15 protein-coding genes and 1 pseudogene are annotated in these 15753 nt (G+C 66.3%); 8 read left to right on the top strand and 8 right to left on the bottom strand.

Annotated features, from left to right (window positions below; translation table 11 throughout):
- Nucleotides 1-15: 15 nt before the first annotated feature.
- Nucleotides 16-759, bottom strand: coding sequence for an MIP/aquaporin family protein (locus tag ACSGDB_RS08765; protein WP_434994196.1), 744 nt, complete (start codon nt 757-759; stop codon nt 16-18).
- Between the two features lie 138 nt (nt 760-897).
- A complete protein-coding gene (locus ACSGDB_RS08760) occupies nt 898-2640 on the bottom strand; it encodes a glycerol-3-phosphate dehydrogenase/oxidase (RefSeq protein WP_434994291.1) in 1743 nt (580 codons plus the stop codon).
- Nucleotides 2641-2762: 122 nt separating this feature from the next.
- Here ACSGDB_RS08760 and ACSGDB_RS08755 point away from each other — a divergent pair, with 122 nt between their 5' ends.
- On the top strand, nt 2763-3764 hold the full coding sequence (locus tag ACSGDB_RS08755; protein WP_434994195.1) for a sugar-binding transcriptional regulator: 1002 nt from the start codon (nt 2763-2765) through the stop codon (nt 3762-3764).
- Nucleotides 3765-3820: 56 nt separating this feature from the next.
- On the opposite strand, the gene ACSGDB_RS08750 is transcribed toward ACSGDB_RS08755, so the two are convergent.
- Entirely contained in the window at nt 3821-4852 is a 1032-nt protein-coding gene (locus ACSGDB_RS08750; RefSeq protein WP_434994194.1) for an NAD(P)-dependent alcohol dehydrogenase, read from the bottom strand.
- An 85-nt stretch (nt 4853-4937) separates the two neighbouring features.
- On the opposite strand from ACSGDB_RS08750, the gene ACSGDB_RS08745 reads away from it, so the two are divergent.
- From ACSGDB_RS08745 to ACSGDB_RS08730, 4 genes are read left to right on the top strand one after another with little or no spacing between them, the layout of a single operon-like run.
- Nucleotides 4938-5594, top strand: a complete 657-nt coding sequence (locus tag ACSGDB_RS08745) for a TetR/AcrR family transcriptional regulator (protein ID WP_434994193.1) — start codon at nt 4938-4940, stop codon at nt 5592-5594.
- Between the two features lie 55 nt (nt 5595-5649).
- The gene (locus tag ACSGDB_RS08740; protein WP_434994191.1) at nt 5650-6477 is read left to right on the top strand and encodes an aldo/keto reductase; all 828 of its coding nucleotides are present in this window, start codon (nt 5650-5652) and stop codon (nt 6475-6477) included.
- A complete protein-coding gene (locus tag ACSGDB_RS08735; RefSeq protein WP_434994189.1) occupies nt 6477-7349 on the top strand; it encodes an alpha/beta fold hydrolase in 873 nt (290 codons plus the stop codon). The genes ACSGDB_RS08740 and ACSGDB_RS08735 overlap by 1 nt, the downstream gene beginning before the upstream one ends.
- On the top strand, nt 7346-8470 hold the full coding sequence (locus ACSGDB_RS08730; RefSeq protein ID WP_434994188.1) for a glycosyltransferase family 4 protein: 1125 nt from the start codon (nt 7346-7348) through the stop codon (nt 8468-8470). Before ACSGDB_RS08735 ends, ACSGDB_RS08730 begins: the two co-directional genes overlap by 4 nt.
- A 17-nt stretch (nt 8471-8487) precedes the next feature.
- On the opposite strand, the gene ACSGDB_RS08725 is transcribed toward ACSGDB_RS08730, so the two are convergent.
- The 4 genes from ACSGDB_RS08725 to ACSGDB_RS08710 all read right to left on the bottom strand — a co-directional run bounded on the left by ACSGDB_RS08725 (nt 8488) and on the right by ACSGDB_RS08710 (nt 12048).
- Nucleotides 8488-8763, bottom strand: a complete 276-nt coding sequence (locus tag ACSGDB_RS08725; protein ID WP_434994187.1) for a hypothetical protein — start codon at nt 8761-8763, stop codon at nt 8488-8490.
- A gap of 1207 nt (nt 8764-9970) precedes the next feature.
- Nucleotides 9971-10387: a hypothetical protein gene (locus tag ACSGDB_RS08720; RefSeq protein ID WP_434994185.1), complete on the bottom strand. Its 417-nt coding sequence runs from the start codon at nt 10385-10387 to the stop codon at nt 9971-9973.
- A gap of 335 nt (nt 10388-10722) precedes the next feature.
- Nucleotides 10723-11130: a RidA family protein gene (locus tag ACSGDB_RS08715; RefSeq protein WP_434994184.1), complete on the bottom strand. Its 408-nt coding sequence runs from the start codon at nt 11128-11130 to the stop codon at nt 10723-10725.
- Between the two features lie 372 nt (nt 11131-11502).
- Nucleotides 11503-12048: a hypothetical protein gene (locus tag ACSGDB_RS08710; RefSeq protein WP_434994182.1), complete on the bottom strand. Its 546-nt coding sequence runs from the start codon at nt 12046-12048 to the stop codon at nt 11503-11505.
- A 396-nt stretch (nt 12049-12444) separates the two neighbouring features.
- Here ACSGDB_RS08710 and ACSGDB_RS08705 point away from each other — a divergent pair, with 396 nt between their 5' ends.
- The 3 genes from ACSGDB_RS08705 (at nt 12445) to ACSGDB_RS08695 (ending at nt 15366) form a co-directional block, all read left to right on the top strand.
- The gene (locus ACSGDB_RS08705) at nt 12445-12909 is read left to right on the top strand and encodes an ASCH domain-containing protein (RefSeq protein WP_434994290.1); all 465 of its coding nucleotides are present in this window, start codon (nt 12445-12447) and stop codon (nt 12907-12909) included.
- Between the two features lie 604 nt (nt 12910-13513).
- Complete coding sequence (locus ACSGDB_RS08700; RefSeq protein WP_434994181.1) at nt 13514-13801, top strand: DUF1905 domain-containing protein; 288 nt, start codon at nt 13514-13516, stop codon at nt 13799-13801.
- A 551-nt stretch (nt 13802-14352) separates the two neighbouring features.
- The gene (locus ACSGDB_RS08695; protein ID WP_434994180.1) at nt 14353-15366 is read left to right on the top strand and encodes a hypothetical protein; all 1014 of its coding nucleotides are present in this window, start codon (nt 14353-14355) and stop codon (nt 15364-15366) included.
- A gap of 110 nt (nt 15367-15476) precedes the next feature.
- Here ACSGDB_RS08695 and ACSGDB_RS08690 read toward each other — a convergent pair.
- A pseudogene (locus ACSGDB_RS08690) lies at nt 15477-15633 on the bottom strand (IS3-like element ISAar4 family transposase); the annotation flags it as partial.
- Between the last annotated feature and the right edge of the window lie 120 nt (nt 15634-15753).

Raw genomic sequence — 15753 nt, 5'->3', positions numbered from 1 at the left:
ACGTGGCAAGGCTTCCTAGGCTGCAGGAGGGAACGAGACGAACTGGATCACGAGACCGGCGAGCGCACCGCCGATGATCGGTCCGACGACCGGGACCCAGGCGTAGCCCCAGTCGCTGCTGCCCTTGCCCCTGATGGGCAGCAGGGCATGGGCGATACGGGGGCCGAGGTCACGGTTCGGGTTGATGGCGTACCCGGTGGGACCACCGAGCGAGGCGCCGATTCCGACGACGAGCAGCGCGACGGCGAGCGGGCCGAGACCGGACGGCGTGTTGCCGAAGGACAGGATCACGAACACGAGGACGAACGTCCCGATGATCTCGGTGACCACGTTCCAGCCGTAGGAGCGGATGGCGGGACCGGTCGAGAAGACACCGAGCTTGTTCGCGGGCTCCGGCTCCTCGTCGAAGTGCTGCTTGTAGGCGAGCCAGCACGCGACCGCACCGAGGATGGAGCCGAGCATCTGCGCGGCGAGGTAGCCCATCGCGTTGATGAAGTCCTTGTCGACGCCGGGAGCGAACTCGGCGGTGTCGGGGTTCACCCAGAGGCCCACGGTGACGGCGAAGTTCAGGTGGGCGCCGGACAGCGCGGCGACGAAGACACCTGCGAAGACGGCGAGCCCCCACCCGAAGTTGACCATGAGAAAACCGCCGTTGTTGCCCTTGGTCCTTGCGAGCGCGACATTCGCGACCACGCCGGTACCGAGCAGCAACAGCATAAATGTGCCGAATGCTTCGGCTACGAACACGTCCAGAGACATCTTTGACTCCTTTGTCTATTCACTTATCGACGGGTGCCGCCGCCTCGACGGCACCCGTTCGCTTCCCCCGGCAACCACTGCCGTTGGTACTGCACCGCTGCGGGAAGCAGCGGTTCGACCCCGATACGGCGGATGCCGCTACGGCGTCAGGTTCTTGACATGCACCCGGTGCGCGTCCGCGAGGACCTTCTCGGCGAGCTTGATCTCGGCTGCGGATCGCGCTGCGTCCCATCCGAGGAGGGGCGCCAGGGTGTCGGCCAGTTCCGCGAGCAGCTCCCCGGTGACGAGTCCCCGGAATGCGAGTGAGGTACGGCGGATCAGGACGTCGATCAGGTGGCCGACCTGCTCGTTCTCGACCATGTAGGCGAGTTCGCGCGTGCTCAGCTCCTGCGTGGAATTCAACACCCTGTCGGGGCCTTCTGTCAGGTAGTCGATGACATCGGTCGCGCGTGTCCCGTAACGGGTGAGCAGCACCTCGACGCGGGCTTCGTCGACTCCGGGGCGCACGGCCTTCCTGATCCATGCGCGCTCCGCGGCCTCGTCGGTCGGGAAGTCCGTACCCCCGCCGATGGCGACACCGGCGGTCGAGGTCTTGCGTGCGGCTCCGAGAGCGGCCAGCGTCTCGTCGGCGAGGTGCTCCGACAGGGCGCGGAACGTGGTCCACTTGCCGCCCACAAGGCTCAGCGTCGTGACCTTCCGGTCGCCGAGCTTCTCCTCGCGCTTCTCGATCCGGTAGTCCCTCGAGACGAACCCCGGCTGGGTCTCGTCGTGGCGCGGCAGCGGGCGGACGCCCGAGAAGCTGTACACGATGTCGTCGTTCGTGACCTTGATGTCCGGGAAGACGTGGCCGATCAGCTCGAAGAAGTAGTCGATCTCCTCGTCGGTGCACACGGCCTGCTCGTCGACGTCGACGTCGATGTCCGTGGTGCCGACCAGGACGCGGTCGCCCATGGGGTAGATCAGGACGATCCGGCCGTCGACGTGTTCGAAGAAGATCTCCGTGCCGTTGCACGCCTTGAGCAGCTCGGGGTGGTCGAGCACGATGTGCGAGCCCTTGGTGCCGCCCATGAAGCGGGTGTCCTCGCCGAGGGTGGCGTTGGTCCGGTCGGTCCACGCGCCGGTCGCGTTGACGACGACGTCGGCCTGGAAGGTGAACGTCTCGCCCGTGAGCTCGTCGCGGAGCTGCACGCCGTCGTCGCTCGTCCCGACGGCACTGACGTAGTTCGCGGCGCGGGCCGACGGGTTGGCGAGCTTCCCGTCTCGCAGGACGTCGAGGGTCAGCCGCTCGGGGTTGTGCACCGAGGCGTCGAAGTAGGTGGCCGCGTACTTGATGTCCTTGCGGACGTCGGGCATGGCCGCGAGGGCCTTCTTGCGGCCCACGAACGAGTGACGGGGCACGTTGCCGCCGTCACGGGAGAAGAAGTCGTACATGGTCAGGCCGGCCTTGATGAGCACGGCTCCGCGCTCCACCTGCTTGCCCTGGCGGTGCGTCAGGAAGCGCATCGGAGCGGAGAGGATCCCGGAGAACGTCGTGTAGATCGGGATCGTGGTCTGGAGTGGCTTCACGTAGTGGGGGGCGATGCGCAGGAGCGCGTTGCGCTCGACGACGGATTCCCGGACGAGGCGGAACTCGCCGTTCTCGAGGTAGCGGATGCCTCCGTGGATCATGTGCGAGGAAGCACCCGAGGCGCCCTGGCAGTAGTCGCCGCGCTCGACGAGCGCGACATCGATTCCCTGGAGAGCGAGGTCGCGGAACGTGCCGACCCCGTTGATGCCGCCACCGATGATCAGGACCTTCGCCCGGGGGTTGTCCCGGAGCTCCTGCACCACCCTGCGGGTCGATGTCGTCGTGCCTTCACCGTCGGTCCGGTCGGCTGGAATGCTCAAGGTACTACTCCGTAACGTCAATGTCGGGATTGGTTACTGCACCTCTCATTCTTCGAGGACTGGGAATAGCAGTCAACCGCATTGCACAAACGTGCAGCGCAGGACAGACTGAGGGGATGACGACGACGTGGGGTGGTTCCGAGACAGACGAGGCAGCACGCGAGCGTTCCCCGGGATCCCGGTCCCGGGATGCCCTGCGGGCCGCCCAGATGTACTACCTGCAGGACCTGACCATGAATGCGATCGCCCGGGAACTGCGCACCTCGCGGTCCACCGTCTCGCGCCTGCTCTCCATGGCACGGGAGACGGGCCTCGTGCAGATCCAGGTCAACAACCCCTCCGAGCGGGCACCAGCGCTCGAGCAGCAGATCCGCCGGCGCTTCTCCGTGGAGGCGCACGTGGTCCCGGTGGCCGATTCGGTGAACGACACCGAGGTCCTCGATCGCGTCGCGATCCAGGCAGCCAGGACCATCGGCCCGCTGGTCGAGTCCAACGCGATCATCGGCGTCGCCTGGGGCTCGACGCTCAGCGCGGTCAGCCACCACCTCACGCGCAAGCAGACCCACGACAGCACGATCGTCCAGCTCAACGGGGCGGGCAACACGCAGACCACCGGCATCACCTACGCGAGCGAGATCCTGCGCCGCTTCGGGCAGGCCTACGGCGCGCGCGTCGAGCAGTTCCCCGTGCCGGCGTTCTTCGACCACGCGGAGACGAAGACAGCGATGTGGGACGAGCGCAGCGTCCGGCGCATCCTCGATCTGCAGCGCCGGATGACCATGGCGATCTTCGGTGTCGGGTCCATCGGTGCGGGGGTTCCCAGCCACGTGTACAGCGGCGGGTACCTCGACCGCGAGGATCTCGACACGCTCGAGCGGGACGAAGTGGTCGGGGACGTGGCCACCATGTTCTTCCGCGCGGACGGGAGCCACCACGACATCCTCCTGAACAAGCGCAGCACCGGTCCGGACCTCGACGCCCTGAGGAGGGTCCGGCGGCGCATCTGCGTGGTCTCGGGGGAGTCGAAGATCGACGGCCTGCGGGGCGCCCTGGCCGCGAGTCTCGCCACGGACCTCATCCTCGACGAGGGTTCCGCACGCCGCCTCCTGCACGCCTAGACCCGGCGCCTGGGCCCGCGGTCGCGCGCGTGCAGGTACCCCGCGCGGCCCGGGGGCTAGAGCGTGAGGACGATCTTGCCGCGGACCTTCCCCGACGCGAGATGGTCCATCGCCCGGGCGGCCTCCCCGAGCGTGAACGTGCGGTCGATGCTCGGCACGACAGCACCCGTCTCCAGCAGAGGGAGGAGCCGCTCGAGGCTCTCCGCCCGGACCAGGGCCAGCAGCGTCGTCAGCCGTTGCGGGACGAACGGGGACACCGCGAGCGCGCCGAGCTGCCGGTGCAGGCCGCCCGTCAACCGGTCGGCGCCTTCCCCTCCGACGATGACCGCGGTGCCCTTGCCCGTGAGGTATAGCCGCAGGCGCGACACCGACGGGTTCCCGCCGATGTCGAGGACGACGTCGTACGTCTCCGGGCCGCCGGCGACGTCCCCGGCCGCGTAGTCGATGGCGCGATCCGCACCGAGCGAGAGCACGTAGTCGGTCTTCGCGCCGCTGCAGACGGCCGTGACGTGCGCCCCCGCCGCCTTCGCGAGCTGGACCGCGTAGCTGCCGACTCCGCCGGAGGCGCCGAGGATCAGCACGCGGGAACCCTCCGCGACGCGTCCGACGTCCTGCACCGCTTTCAGCGCCGTGACCGCCGATACCGGGACCGCGGCCGCCTGCGCGAAGGACAGCGCCGCCGGCTTGTGCGCGAGGGACCGCTCCCCGGCGGCGGCGTAGTCCGCGAAGGTGCTCCGCCCGCCCCCGAACACCTCGTCGCCGACGGCGAAGCCCGTGACCTCCGCACCGACCGCGACGACGACGCCCGCGAGGTCCATGCCCGGCACGGGATTGCGCGGTCGGCGCAGGCCGAACGCGAGCCTCCCCAGGTACGGCAGCCCGGTCATGGTGTGCCACACGCCCCTGTCGACGCCCGCGGCACGCACGTGCACCAGCACCTCGTCCCCCGCGATGTTCGGCACCGCGACCTCCCGCAGCTCGAGCACGTCGGGGCCGCCGAATGTCTCCTGCACCACGGCACGCATGGTCCCGCGCGCCCCGGGTGCCGCGTTCGGCGTCACTGTCTTCCTGGGTGAATGGTGCCGCATGACCGCCTCCTCCAGGCCGCACACCGTGCGCGGCGCCAGATGCGGAGCAGCGTATCGTACGAGGTACGAAAGAACGAGGGGTGCAATGGTCACGAGGAACGACGGCGGCGCCCGGACCGGGCTGACGCGGGACGGCGTGCTCCGGGCGGCCCTCGCCCTGGCCGACCGCGACGGCCTCAGCGGCCTGACCATCCGCACCCTCGCGCAGGAGCTCCGCAGCAAACCGATGAGCCTCTACTACTACGTGGCCACCAAGGACCAGATCCTCGACGGCATCGTGGACCTGGTGTTCGCGGAGGTGTACCTGCCCGTCATCGGCAATCCCTGGCGCCCGGAGATGCTGCGGCGCGCACGATCGATGCGCGAGGTGCTGGCGCGACACCGCTGGGCCGTCGGCCTCCTCGAGTCCAGGGCCGCTCCCGGCCCCGCCACCCTGCGCCACCACGACGCCACGCTGGGCACCCTCCGCAGCGACGGCTTCCCCCTCCGGGCGACGGCGCACGCCTACGCGCTGCTCGACAGCTACCTCTACGGCTTCGCGCTCCAGGAGGCCGCCCTGCCCCTCGCGGGGGTCGACTCGGTGGCCGAGGTGGCGGCTCCCATCATGGACCTGTTCGCGGACGGGACGTACCCCTGGATGGTGGAGATCGCGAGCGGGGTGGTGATGCAGCCCGGGTACGACTTCGCGGACGAGTTCGAGCACGGACTGGAGCTGGTCCTCGATGCGATCACACCGCACTGACCGACGTCAGGCCCCGTCCGCACCACCGCCCCGGCGCTCTCGGTAGAGTTCACCCATGGACTCCTCCGTTCCCCGCGTGCCGCTGGCCGATGGCCACTCGATCGACGTGATCGGGTACGGCGTCTACAAGGTCCCGCCCGAGGACACCGAGGAACTGTGCACGACGGCGCTCGACGCCGGCTACCGCCTCCTCGACACGGCGGCCCTGTACGGCAACGAGGCCGGCGTCGGAGCCGCCGCCCGGGCCTACGCCGGCGGGCGCGGGGACCTGTTCATCACGTCGAAGGTCTGGAACGACGACCACGGGTACGATGCCACCCTGCGGGCGTTCGACGCCGGCCTGGAGCGGCTGGGCCTCGAGTACCTCGACCTGTACCTCATCCACTGGCCCTGCCCGTCCCGGGACCTGTACGTCGAGTCGTGGCGGGCACTGGAGCGACTTCGCGCGGATGGACGCGTCCGGTCCATCGGCGTTTCGAACTTCCAGCAGGACCACCTCGAGCGGCTGATCGCCGAGACCGGCGTGGTGCCGGTCCTCAACCAGGTCGAACTGCATCCGTACCTGCAGCAGCACGCGCTCCGCGCCTTCCACGACCAGCACGGCATCGCGACGCAGGCCTGGAGTCCACTCGGGCGCGGCAACGTCCTCACCGATCCGGTCATCGCCCGGATCGCGGCGGAGCTGGGACGCACCCCCGCCCAGGTGATCCTGCGGTGGCACCTGCAGCACGGCATCCTGACCATCCCGAAGGCCAGTTCGCGCGAACGCATCGCCTCCAACCTGGACATCTTCGGGTTCCGGCTCGACGACGGCCAGCTCGACGCGCTCGACGCGCTGGAGCGCGACCAGCGCTTCGGCTCGCATCCCGACAAGGTGGGCTGATGCGGCAGGCCGTCGTCCACACCCTGGTGTGGGAAGGCACCCTCCAGCGCGTGTGGGACTTCCCGGCGACCGAGGGACCCGGGATCACGCCCGGCCCGCCGATCGTCATGGTGCACGGCTTCCGCGGTGACCACCACGGCCTGCTGCGGCTCGCGGAGGAACTCCCCGGACACCGTGTCCTCCTGCCGGACCTGCCCGGGTTCGGACAGGGCGAGGAACTGCCCGGCACGCACGACGTCGGAGCCTACGCGCGCTTCATCACCGCCTGCTCGCGGCAGCTCACCCAGGGGCCGCGCGTGATGCTCGGGCACTCGTTCGGCTCCATCGTCGCGGCGGAGGCCGTCGCGCTCGACCCGGACCTCGCCGCGGCCCTGGTGCTGGTCAACCCCATCAGCGCCCCGGCCCTCGAGGGACCGAGCCGCACCGCGTCCCGGGTCGCGGAGGCCTATTACGTCGCGGCGGACCGGCTGCCCGAGGCCGCCGGCCGGGCGCTCCTCGCCAACCCTGCGATCGTGCGCGGGATGAGCAGCTTCATGGCCAAGACGAGGGACCGTGCGCTCCGCCGCTGGATCCACGGCCAGCACCGCGCGTATTTCAGTTCCTTCGCCAGCCGCCGGGTGGTGCTCGAGGCCTTCCGCGCCTCCATCTCGGGCACCGTCAGGGATCGGGCGGCCGACCTGCGGCTGCCCGTCCTGCTCGTGGCCGCGGCGGAGGACGATATCGGGTCGGTGCAGAGCCAGCGGGAGCTCGCGGCCCTCATGCCGACGGCAAGCCTCGAGATCCTGCCCGCCGTCGGCCACCTCGTCCACTACGAGAAGCCGCGCGAGGCGGCCCACCTGATCGGGAAGTTCCTGGAGGCCGTCCCCGCATGAGGATCCTGTTCGACGCACGCTTCACCCGCACCGACCACCACGACGGCATCAGCCGGTACGGCGCGAGCCTGATCGCCGCCCTTGCCTCGACGGACGACGTCGTGATGCTCGTCAGCGACCGCCGCCAGCTCACCCTCCTGCCGGAGGTCCCGCATGTGCTGATCAACAGCCCGCTCTCCCCCGCCGAGCTGTTCGTCGCCGCACGCATCAACCGGCTGGAGCCCGACGTCGTCGTCTGCCCGATGCAGACCATGGGCTCTTGGGGCCGACGGTATCCGCTGGTCCTCACGCTGCATGACCTCATCTACTACCAGAACCCGACGCCGCCGTCCTTCCTGCCGCTGCCGGTCCGCGCGCTCTGGCGGCTCTACCACCTGGCGTACTGGCCCCAGCGGCTCCTGCTGGACCGGGCGGACGTCGTCGCCACGATCTCCGCGACCACGGCGGACCTGATGCGCCGCTACCGGCTCACCCGCCGGCCCGTCGTGCTCGTGGGCAACGCGCCCCGGAGCACATCGCGGCGGCGGGACCCCGACGCCGCGCGGTCGCCGTCGTTGCTCTACATGGGGTCCTTCATGCCGTACAAGAACGTCGAGACCATCGTCCGTGCCATGGCGTCCCTGCCCGGACACACGCTGCACATGCTGAGCAGGATCTCCCCCGACCGCCGGGCAGAACTCGAGGCGCTCTCCCCCGCGGCGGGAGGCGTGGTCTTCCACGACGGCGTCACCGACACCGAGTACGAGGACCTGCTCGCCCACTCCACGGCGCTCGTCACCCTCTCCCGGGCCGAGGGCTACGGGCTCCCGCTCATCGAGGCGATGGCGACGGGAACCCCCGTCATCGCCAGCGACATCCCGATCTTCCGCGAGGTGGGCGGCACTGCAGCCCTGTTCGTGGATCCCGACGATCCCGCGGCGCTCGCGGATGCCGTCCTCTCCCTCGAGGATCCGACCCGCTGGGCCGAGGCGTCGCGTGCCGGGCTCGAGCGTGCTGCAACCTACTCGTGGGCGGAATCCGCCGGCCAGCTCCGGGAGGCCTGCCTCCGCGCGGTCGGGGAATTCGCGCAGCGGAGGACCAGGCGGCCGTTCCATGCGCCGTCCGGCGTGCCCCGGGCGTGACGTCCCGACCGCCGTCCTCAGCGCCGTGCCTCGGTCTTGTGGGCGAACCGGTGCCAGGAACCTTCGGAGACGACCTCCACGCTGCCGTCCACCACCGAGATGGCCGTCTGATCATCCATCGCATACGCCGGTCCACCGATGTCCTCCGCCCAACGACGTGCGCTCTCCGACGTGTTCGACGCCCAGCCCGGGTAATCCAGGTGAGGGACGATCGAGAAGTCCACGACGCCGAGCCCTTCGTCGGTCCCGCCGGGAGTCCAGTCCGTGAACTGCCGGCCGATGCGCGGAGGCATCACCACGCATCCAGTGCGCGAGATGGATCGCCTCCCCGCCATCCGCGAGGAGGACGTCAGCATCGTGCACCCACTGGAGCCAACCGCCCGACCCGATGCTGGGCAGCGCACTTCCGCACCGGCTTCCCGAGCATCGCCTCCAGCATCCTGCGGATCGACGCGTTGGTCACGCCTCCGGACGTCAGCAGCTGCTTCATTCCCAGGTCCTTCCGGGTCCAGCCCACGATCTCTCACCTGCGGGCAGACGCTGCGACGGCGCCATTGTCATCCTCAGCAGGTATCTCCAGCCAACCGGTCCCGGATCGTCGCGCGCCGCGGGACCTCGGCCCCGCCCTCGAGGCACCGCTGAAGCGGTCCTGAAGTGGCAGGTCGGGCTCATCGTTGGATCTCCCGGCCAACGGTCGTCCGGGAGACGCCGCGAGTTCGGCGATCTCGCCTCGCGTGTATTAGGCGGCGTCGACAGGAAGCCAGCGCCTCCCGCAGGCCTGGCCAGGTGCCGTTCGTGCCGGTGATGCCCCAGTGTTGCGAAGGCATTCCTGCGCCCGCTTTCATCGTCCCGGGCATACGCCCGCTCCCACGGTTTGAGGGGCCGTCCAACCCTTGAGGTTCCAGCAGGCCCTGAAGACGGCCGGCTTACGGGCAGCCCTCAACAGGTAAGTTCCACGACGATGGCCGTGAGTCCCAGACCAGCCACTGCAAGGCTCACAGTTCTCTTCTGCCTGCCGGTGAGTTCGCTCGCTCCCGACGGACTGGCGTGTCCGATACTGACGGAGCCGATTGACGCTGTGGAGCGGGGGCGCATAATCCGAAGGAATCTCAATAATGTTGTCCACGCCGTCGCCAACTTCGAAGCGGTTCAGGGTGCCAGCTTCTCTTCCTCCACCGAGCGCTATGACGAGGAACTTGAGAAGCCCCAGTCCCGTCAGCCAGGGCGGTGCCACTGATTTGGTCGAAGTAGGGCAGCTTACTGCCGGACTGAGGCCTGTGCGCTCCACTGAATCAATCGGCGGACCACAACAATGCGACGACGGCCGGAAGGACTGCAAGAACGAAGCCTTGCCGAGCAACCAGGAATGCGTAGAGGACCCAGAGCCGTACCGTGGTGATGACCCAGGCAACCGGTGCACGAGAAGTCAGGTCGCGTGGCGGCGGTGCGCATACTGGCTCAATCAACAAACATAGTGACCTCTTTGCTTCCAGCTCATGATCAGCGGCCATAGTCGGCGGCTTCCAGAATCGACCCCGCGAAGATCGATTGGAAGTAGACGCACGCAGCGATGATCGCTGTACCGAGGACGTATGACCCGACGCGGGAGCCTTTACGCATGTGATGGGCGTCAGGCTTCTTCCCCGACCTCCAAAAACCGAAGAGGACCACCAAGGTGGGAAAAAGTGCGATCGGCGCAATGATGCCATTCCGGCCAAATCGACCGCTGTACGGCATCCGGGTGTCCCACGGAACATTCAGGAAGACGAAGGCAGCGATCGCGACACACGCAGCGAAAGCGACAACGCAGGCGATGTCGATCGACCTGGAAGCCTTCTTGCCCAGACGGAGATCCTCTGCAGTAAGTCCCTCAGGGATGGACTCGTCCGTGGCATCAGGGTTCGCGCCTTCGCTCATGACGCCGCCTGTCCCGTGACCCCACCCTGATTAGCTCGATTCACGCTGCTAACAATAGTCACACCCGATCCGTCGTCACTTTGGCGAGGAACGACCCCGGCCTGCCCCTGCAGCAAGGGCGCCGTCTGGGCGGACCCAGAATCGCCCGTCGCCATGGTCGGCCACTGCGCCGGTGCAGACTCAGGAATCAAACGGCCGCAGGCCCTCGACGACCTTCTCCCAGAACGGGTCAGCCCCTCCCCGGCGCTGCATCATCGCCGATCACCTCTGCCAACACGTCACCGGACCCGTGCGGACCGGCGAACTTTCGCTAGCTGGGACGCTGGAGCGGATGATCAGTCGCGGATAACTGCCACAGCTTCGATCTCCACGAGTTGGTGCTCGTAGCCCAAAACCGTCACGCCCAGTAGTGTGCTCGGAACGTCATGGGCACCGAACGCTCTACGGACAACTTCCCACGCGGTGACGAGATCATCCCGATTCGTCGACGCCACGAGTACGCGGGTACTGATGACGTCCCCGATTGTCGCTCCAGCTGCTTTGAGCGCAGCCGTCATGTTCCGAACGCACTGTTCCGCCTGAACCGTGTAGTTGCCCTCGCCCACCGTTGCTCCCGCTTCGTCGAGCGGACAGGACCCGGCAAGGAAGATCAGTCGCGCATCGGCCGGCGCAGTCGCGGCGTAGGCATACTGAACTGCATCCGACAACGTGGTCGGCCGAATTAGATTTACTGCTGAAGTCATCAGAACCGCGCCCTCCTATCCTTGCAAATTTCTGACTTCTCACCTCACGCGACGCGCTTTCCTGAGTTCCTTCCCCTCCCACAAGGACGCAAGTTTCACTGCAGCTCCACGACCGTGTCCTCGATGGTTGCGAAGAACCAGGGTCCCCTCCACCGCGGTCGGCCGCTCATTGGTCGTCGAGCTCACCACGCACGTCCACGCGGGCACATGACCACGAGTATCGACCGCTATCGACTCCACAGCAGTCGCTCCTTGTGCGACCCACCTGTCAATCTCCCTCACATGGTCAGCCGGCGTCACCGCGGCCGACCCCATCCCAGGTCCCCGTTAGGTGCTTCCGCATCGACCAGGCCCTTGATCTGACGCACTTGCTCACGGTGAGGAGCGGGCACACCGTTGATGTGGGTGGGAATGTTGTATCGCTCTGCCAGCAGGACGGGCGGCAGATCCAAAGGATTCTAGATCCAGGTCGACGACGGTCTCGGTGGTTGCGACCGTGTACCCGAGCGGAGTGAGGAACCGCTCCACGAGTGCAGCGATGGCCTCCAGGGCCGGACGGTAGGCGCTGGCGATGAATCGTGTCGTCGTTGACGGCCAGTCATCTTCCGCGGCACGCATCAACCCGGCGCCCACCCCCTTGCCCTCGTACCGCGGATGAGCCCACGGGAAGATCCACGTCGTTCCCGTTCCCGGTTCACCCTCGGAGGCCCTGGAGGCTACGAAGCCCTGTAATTCGGCACTGTCCCATGACTCGAGGAGATGTTTGGCCCAGCCGTCCTCAGCGCGCCACCCGAGAATGCGGGCTTCCACACCACGTCCGATCCATTTGGGCCGTGCTTTTGCATTGGCAGCGCACTCGACCTTATAGGCATCAGCGAGGATCCGCTCATCAGAGATGTCTACACTGCGAATGATCATGTGCTTCACCCTAGACCTTGTGAGGCAGTCACCACGGTGCATGTTCAGTGGGAGTGAATTCGACACGTGGGGGCATTGAGAGCACAGCCTGAAAGCATGCTTATTGTCCTGCTGATTCTTCCTGCATTGATCACGGTAAGTGCAGTGTTACTGCTGACCGCAGACCGACTCGTGTTCGGGCTCCGGGCCGTGGTGTTCGGTGTCAGATCCCTTGGCTATTCCTCCGCCAGTCTCCGATGCAAGTGGAACTTCTCGCGCCTACATCGTTCATGATCAAGGACCCTCGAGGTTCCAGCAGGGACCGGAGACGACCGGATTACGGGCATCGGCTTCTGGCATCATGAAGTCGTGGAATCTCAATCTGTTGGCCCAGCCGACCATGACGCAGGCCTTCGGATGTGGCAGGAATACTGTGCTGCTCACCCGGAGGCGGTAGCGGCGTCCCCGGAATACACAATCGAGCACTTCGGTGACACGAAGCGGTTAGCTGACGAACTTCTCGCTCATGTTGTGAGCGGGAGGAAACGGGCGACCGCGGAGCTCGTTGCGGACTTCCCAGCGCGAGGTGAACAGGTGCCCCGGATCGGCTCTCACTGGATTGCCTGTGATGGGAATGGCACTCCGAGCATCATCATTCGCAGTATTGAACTGCGCATCGGTTCTTTCGAAAGCGCTGATGCTGCGTTCGCTTTTGACGAAGGCGAAGACGATCGAAGCCTCGACAGCTGGCAGCGTGAACACCGCCGCTACTGGACTCGGGTGTCCGCAGCTCAAGGACGTCAATGGTCGGAAAGCGATGAGATCGTCTTCGAGCGATTCGAGGTTGTCTGGCCACCTCGGCATACGGACTCGGCGCACTGAGTCGATTGCCACTTCGTCTGTAGTGGGATCGGCTTGTGAAACAGCCCCGCAAGCGCCTAGCTCAACGGCGCTTCAGCTCATTATTGCGAGGCCGGTTCTGATCCGTAGGTCCCCCTTCGGTTGGTGATCAGCAGAGCCGCCTCGATGCAGCGAGTGATTTCCGTGGTCATGGCTCCCGATTCCGACCACGCGGGAAGGGAGGGAAAAGAAGCCGAGACCTCCGACGGCGTTGGTGACATGATGAGCGATGGCCGCCGACCACGTGTCTTTCGGCATGCAGACCACGGTAGTACTGCCGTGAGGCGACGCCCCTGGGCCAATCGTTGTCCGCGTATTCGGCACAATGGACCCATGTCCGTCGGGTTGCGCCCGTGGACCCCGGAGGATGCGCCCGCCCTCGTTCTCGGGCTCTGCACGGAACTGGTACCGAACAGATCTGACAGCCGTTCGGGCCACCCGCCAGGCAATCCTTCGAGGGGAGAAAGCAGACAGCGGCAATGGTCCGCTACCGGTGTCCTGGGACGGGCTTGCCGATCTTCGGTACCCTCAGGAGAAACGCGTCGCTATCGAGAATAAGCCGATATCGAGGATGAGGAGTATCCCCGTGAGCAAGAGCCCCGGTCCACTCGACGTCACCTTCATCGCGCCGATCGGCGTCACCGTGAAGGGCGACCTTTGGTCCTGCGTGGAGGTGCCGGATTCGGTTGAGCGGTTCGGCACCGGAAAGACCGTCAAGGTTGTTGCGACGGTCGACGGCGAACCGGTCACAGCCGGTCTGATGCCGACGGGCGTCGGCGGGCACATGCTCTCGATCAGTGCGAAGCTCCGGGAGAAGCTCGGCAAGGAGCTGGGCGACGCGGTCACCGTGCACCTGACCGAACGCCTCACCTGATCACGGACGATCGGCCGGAGCCGGTGCTCACGGTCAGCGACGCTTGCACCGGTGAGCTCGGCGCAGAACGCACAGCGCACGGTCATCGTCCCTGAAGAGCGCGGTCGTCTTGCTGCGCACAGCATCGCCATCCTGTGGGGACATCCCGCTGATGAGTCCTCGTGAGCCGACGCCGTTGACGCGTGAGAGACGTTGCGAGCAACCATGGCATACCTTGCTTGATCTCCGATACTCCAGTCAGCAGCGTCGTCCTCGGAATGTGCATACGGGCGAGAACACTTGCCGTGTTCATTCTGCCGGGCTTCGTGCGGGAAGTCGGCGGTGGTCTTTGGGCCGGGTTCTGGGCAGAGTTTTGTCCCCATCAGCGGTATGAGCGATGCTCCTTCGACCAGTCGGCGTAAGTGCCCGCAGAACATTCTTTACGAGGTCCTTGGTCGGTATTTGCGCGTGCATTACTGGCGGAAGCCACGAAGAGCTGACACAATCGCACGACGCGGCATGAGGATGCCACGAAGTTGTGTGAACATGGCCCTAATGGAAGTCTTCATGCTATGCGCCTTTTCCGTAGAAGTAACAGCCCTATTTCCGCGCACCCGATCTCTGCTTTTTGGGAATGGTGGACAAGCCAGGGCCACACGATCGATCCGCACCAGCAATCGCCCGCGCTGGAACAGTTGAGCAGAAAGGTCGCAGCGATCCACCCAGACCTGACCTGGAGTTTCGGCCCGGGCAGAGAGTCCAAACACCGACTCACGGTCTCAGCAGGGGGAACTGCGGAAGTACGCCCGACGGCCCAGCGCTGGCTGCACGCCGCACCGCCGGAGAATGCAGTCTGGGAGTTCCGTTCGAGTCAAGAGGCCGACCCGAACGCCCTGGGCAATGTCCTGGAGATAGCCGGGAGCGAGCTTGATCTCTCAGAAACAAGATTCAGGGCGGAGGCCTCGGCGCGGAAACTCAGGGTGCACGTTGGTGTCTACCACCCGGCGTTCCCGGATCTACCGGAGCCCGCACGGCTGCAAGTGACCTTCCTAGTTCTCGACTGGCTTCTCGGCGAGGATGACGTCGAGCGGTGGCTGGGCCACATCGAGGCACTCGAGACGGCGCCGGCTGAGCTCGTGACCGGCGCCGGGTTGCTTCATGCTGTCGCGTCGGTTGCCGAGCAGCAAGACCGGGACAAATGGACACTGCTCCGTTGGGAAGACGCGGATGGTGTCCCGACGATTGCGAGCTTCCGGCAAGTCCTGCGGTGGATCGATTACCCGACTCTTGACGTGCACAACGGCGTTCATGCTGCGTTCGCTGCGCAAGCCAATGGACTTCCAGCGGACGGAGCCGCCCTCGATCCCCTTCGAAGGCTCGAGGACGAGCTGGAATCACTTCTTGGCTTCCGCGGTCTGCTGGTAGGGCATGAGACCACCTCAGGCCGTCGAACGTTCCATGTCTACACCGACGGCGAGGACCAGAATGTCGGAGCCGCCATGAACGACTGGGCCCGCTCCAACCATCTAGCGATCGAACCGACACCTGACCCTGCTTGGCGACGAGTGCGTCAATTCACTGGGTGAGAACAGCGACGAAGGAATCGGCGATCACTGTCACCTCCACCCCGGGCGATCCAGGCACACCCTGATTGGGCTGCTGCGGTGATTTCGGACAGCGGAGTTGGTGGTTGTCTTTACGCTGCCAGGGCCGGCTGCCGGTAACTGTAGTAGACCTCGTTCGGGTATCGGGTGGCCGAGTCCGGAGTGCCGGCGGCGGCTGTTGTAAAAGCCTTCGATGTAGGCAATGACATCGCGTCGTGCCTGCTTCTTCGTGGCGTACACGGCTTGGTGTCATAGCGTCGTAGCAACAACATAACTGGATAGAGGGAGTTGCCTGGTGGGGCGCAGAGCATTGACGTTCTCGGATCGGGCGGACATCGCGGTTGGGATCCGAGCGGGTCATTCCGACCG

This window comes from Arthrobacter sp. Ld5 (assembly GCF_051172775.1).
In the GTDB taxonomy this organism is placed as follows: Bacteria; Actinomycetota; Actinomycetes; order Actinomycetales; family Micrococcaceae; genus Arthrobacter_D.
The sequence above is the reverse complement of the archived record's forward strand: the minus strand, read 5'-3'. Positions and strand labels throughout refer to the sequence as shown.

What these genes read in the sequence shown, in the direction of transcription:
- ACSGDB_RS08765 (WP_434994196.1), bottom strand. Translation starts at nt 759, where the DNA reads ATGTCTCTGGACGTGTTCGTAGCCGAAGCATTCGGCACATTTATGCTG.
- ACSGDB_RS08755 (WP_434994195.1), top strand. Translation starts at nt 2,763, where the DNA reads ATGACGACGACGTGGGGTGGTTCCGAGACAGACGAGGCAGCACGCGAG.
- ACSGDB_RS08750 (WP_434994194.1), bottom strand. Translation starts at nt 4,852, where the DNA reads ATGCGGCACCATTCACCCAGGAAGACAGTGACGCCGAACGCGGCACCC.
- ACSGDB_RS08745 (WP_434994193.1), top strand. Translation starts at nt 4,938, where the DNA reads ATGGTCACGAGGAACGACGGCGGCGCCCGGACCGGGCTGACGCGGGAC.
- ACSGDB_RS08740 (WP_434994191.1), top strand. Translation starts at nt 5,650, where the DNA reads ATGGACTCCTCCGTTCCCCGCGTGCCGCTGGCCGATGGCCACTCGATC.
- ACSGDB_RS08735 (WP_434994189.1), top strand. Translation starts at nt 6,477, where the DNA reads ATGCGGCAGGCCGTCGTCCACACCCTGGTGTGGGAAGGCACCCTCCAG.
- ACSGDB_RS08730 (WP_434994188.1), top strand. Translation starts at nt 7,346, where the DNA reads ATGAGGATCCTGTTCGACGCACGCTTCACCCGCACCGACCACCACGAC.
- ACSGDB_RS08725 (WP_434994187.1), bottom strand. Translation starts at nt 8,763, where the DNA reads ATGCCTCCGCGCATCGGCCGGCAGTTCACGGACTGGACTCCCGGCGGG.
- ACSGDB_RS08720 (WP_434994185.1), bottom strand. Translation starts at nt 10,387, where the DNA reads ATGAGCGAAGGCGCGAACCCTGATGCCACGGACGAGTCCATCCCTGAG.
- ACSGDB_RS08715 (WP_434994184.1), bottom strand. Translation starts at nt 11,130, where the DNA reads ATGACTTCAGCAGTAAATCTAATTCGGCCGACCACGTTGTCGGATGCA.
- ACSGDB_RS08710 (WP_434994182.1), bottom strand. Translation starts at nt 12,048, where the DNA reads ATGATCATTCGCAGTGTAGACATCTCTGATGAGCGGATCCTCGCTGAT.
- ACSGDB_RS08705 (WP_434994290.1), top strand. Translation starts at nt 12,445, where the DNA reads ATGTGGCAGGAATACTGTGCTGCTCACCCGGAGGCGGTAGCGGCGTCC.
- ACSGDB_RS08695 (WP_434994180.1), top strand. Translation starts at nt 14,353, where the DNA reads ATGCGCCTTTTCCGTAGAAGTAACAGCCCTATTTCCGCGCACCCGATC.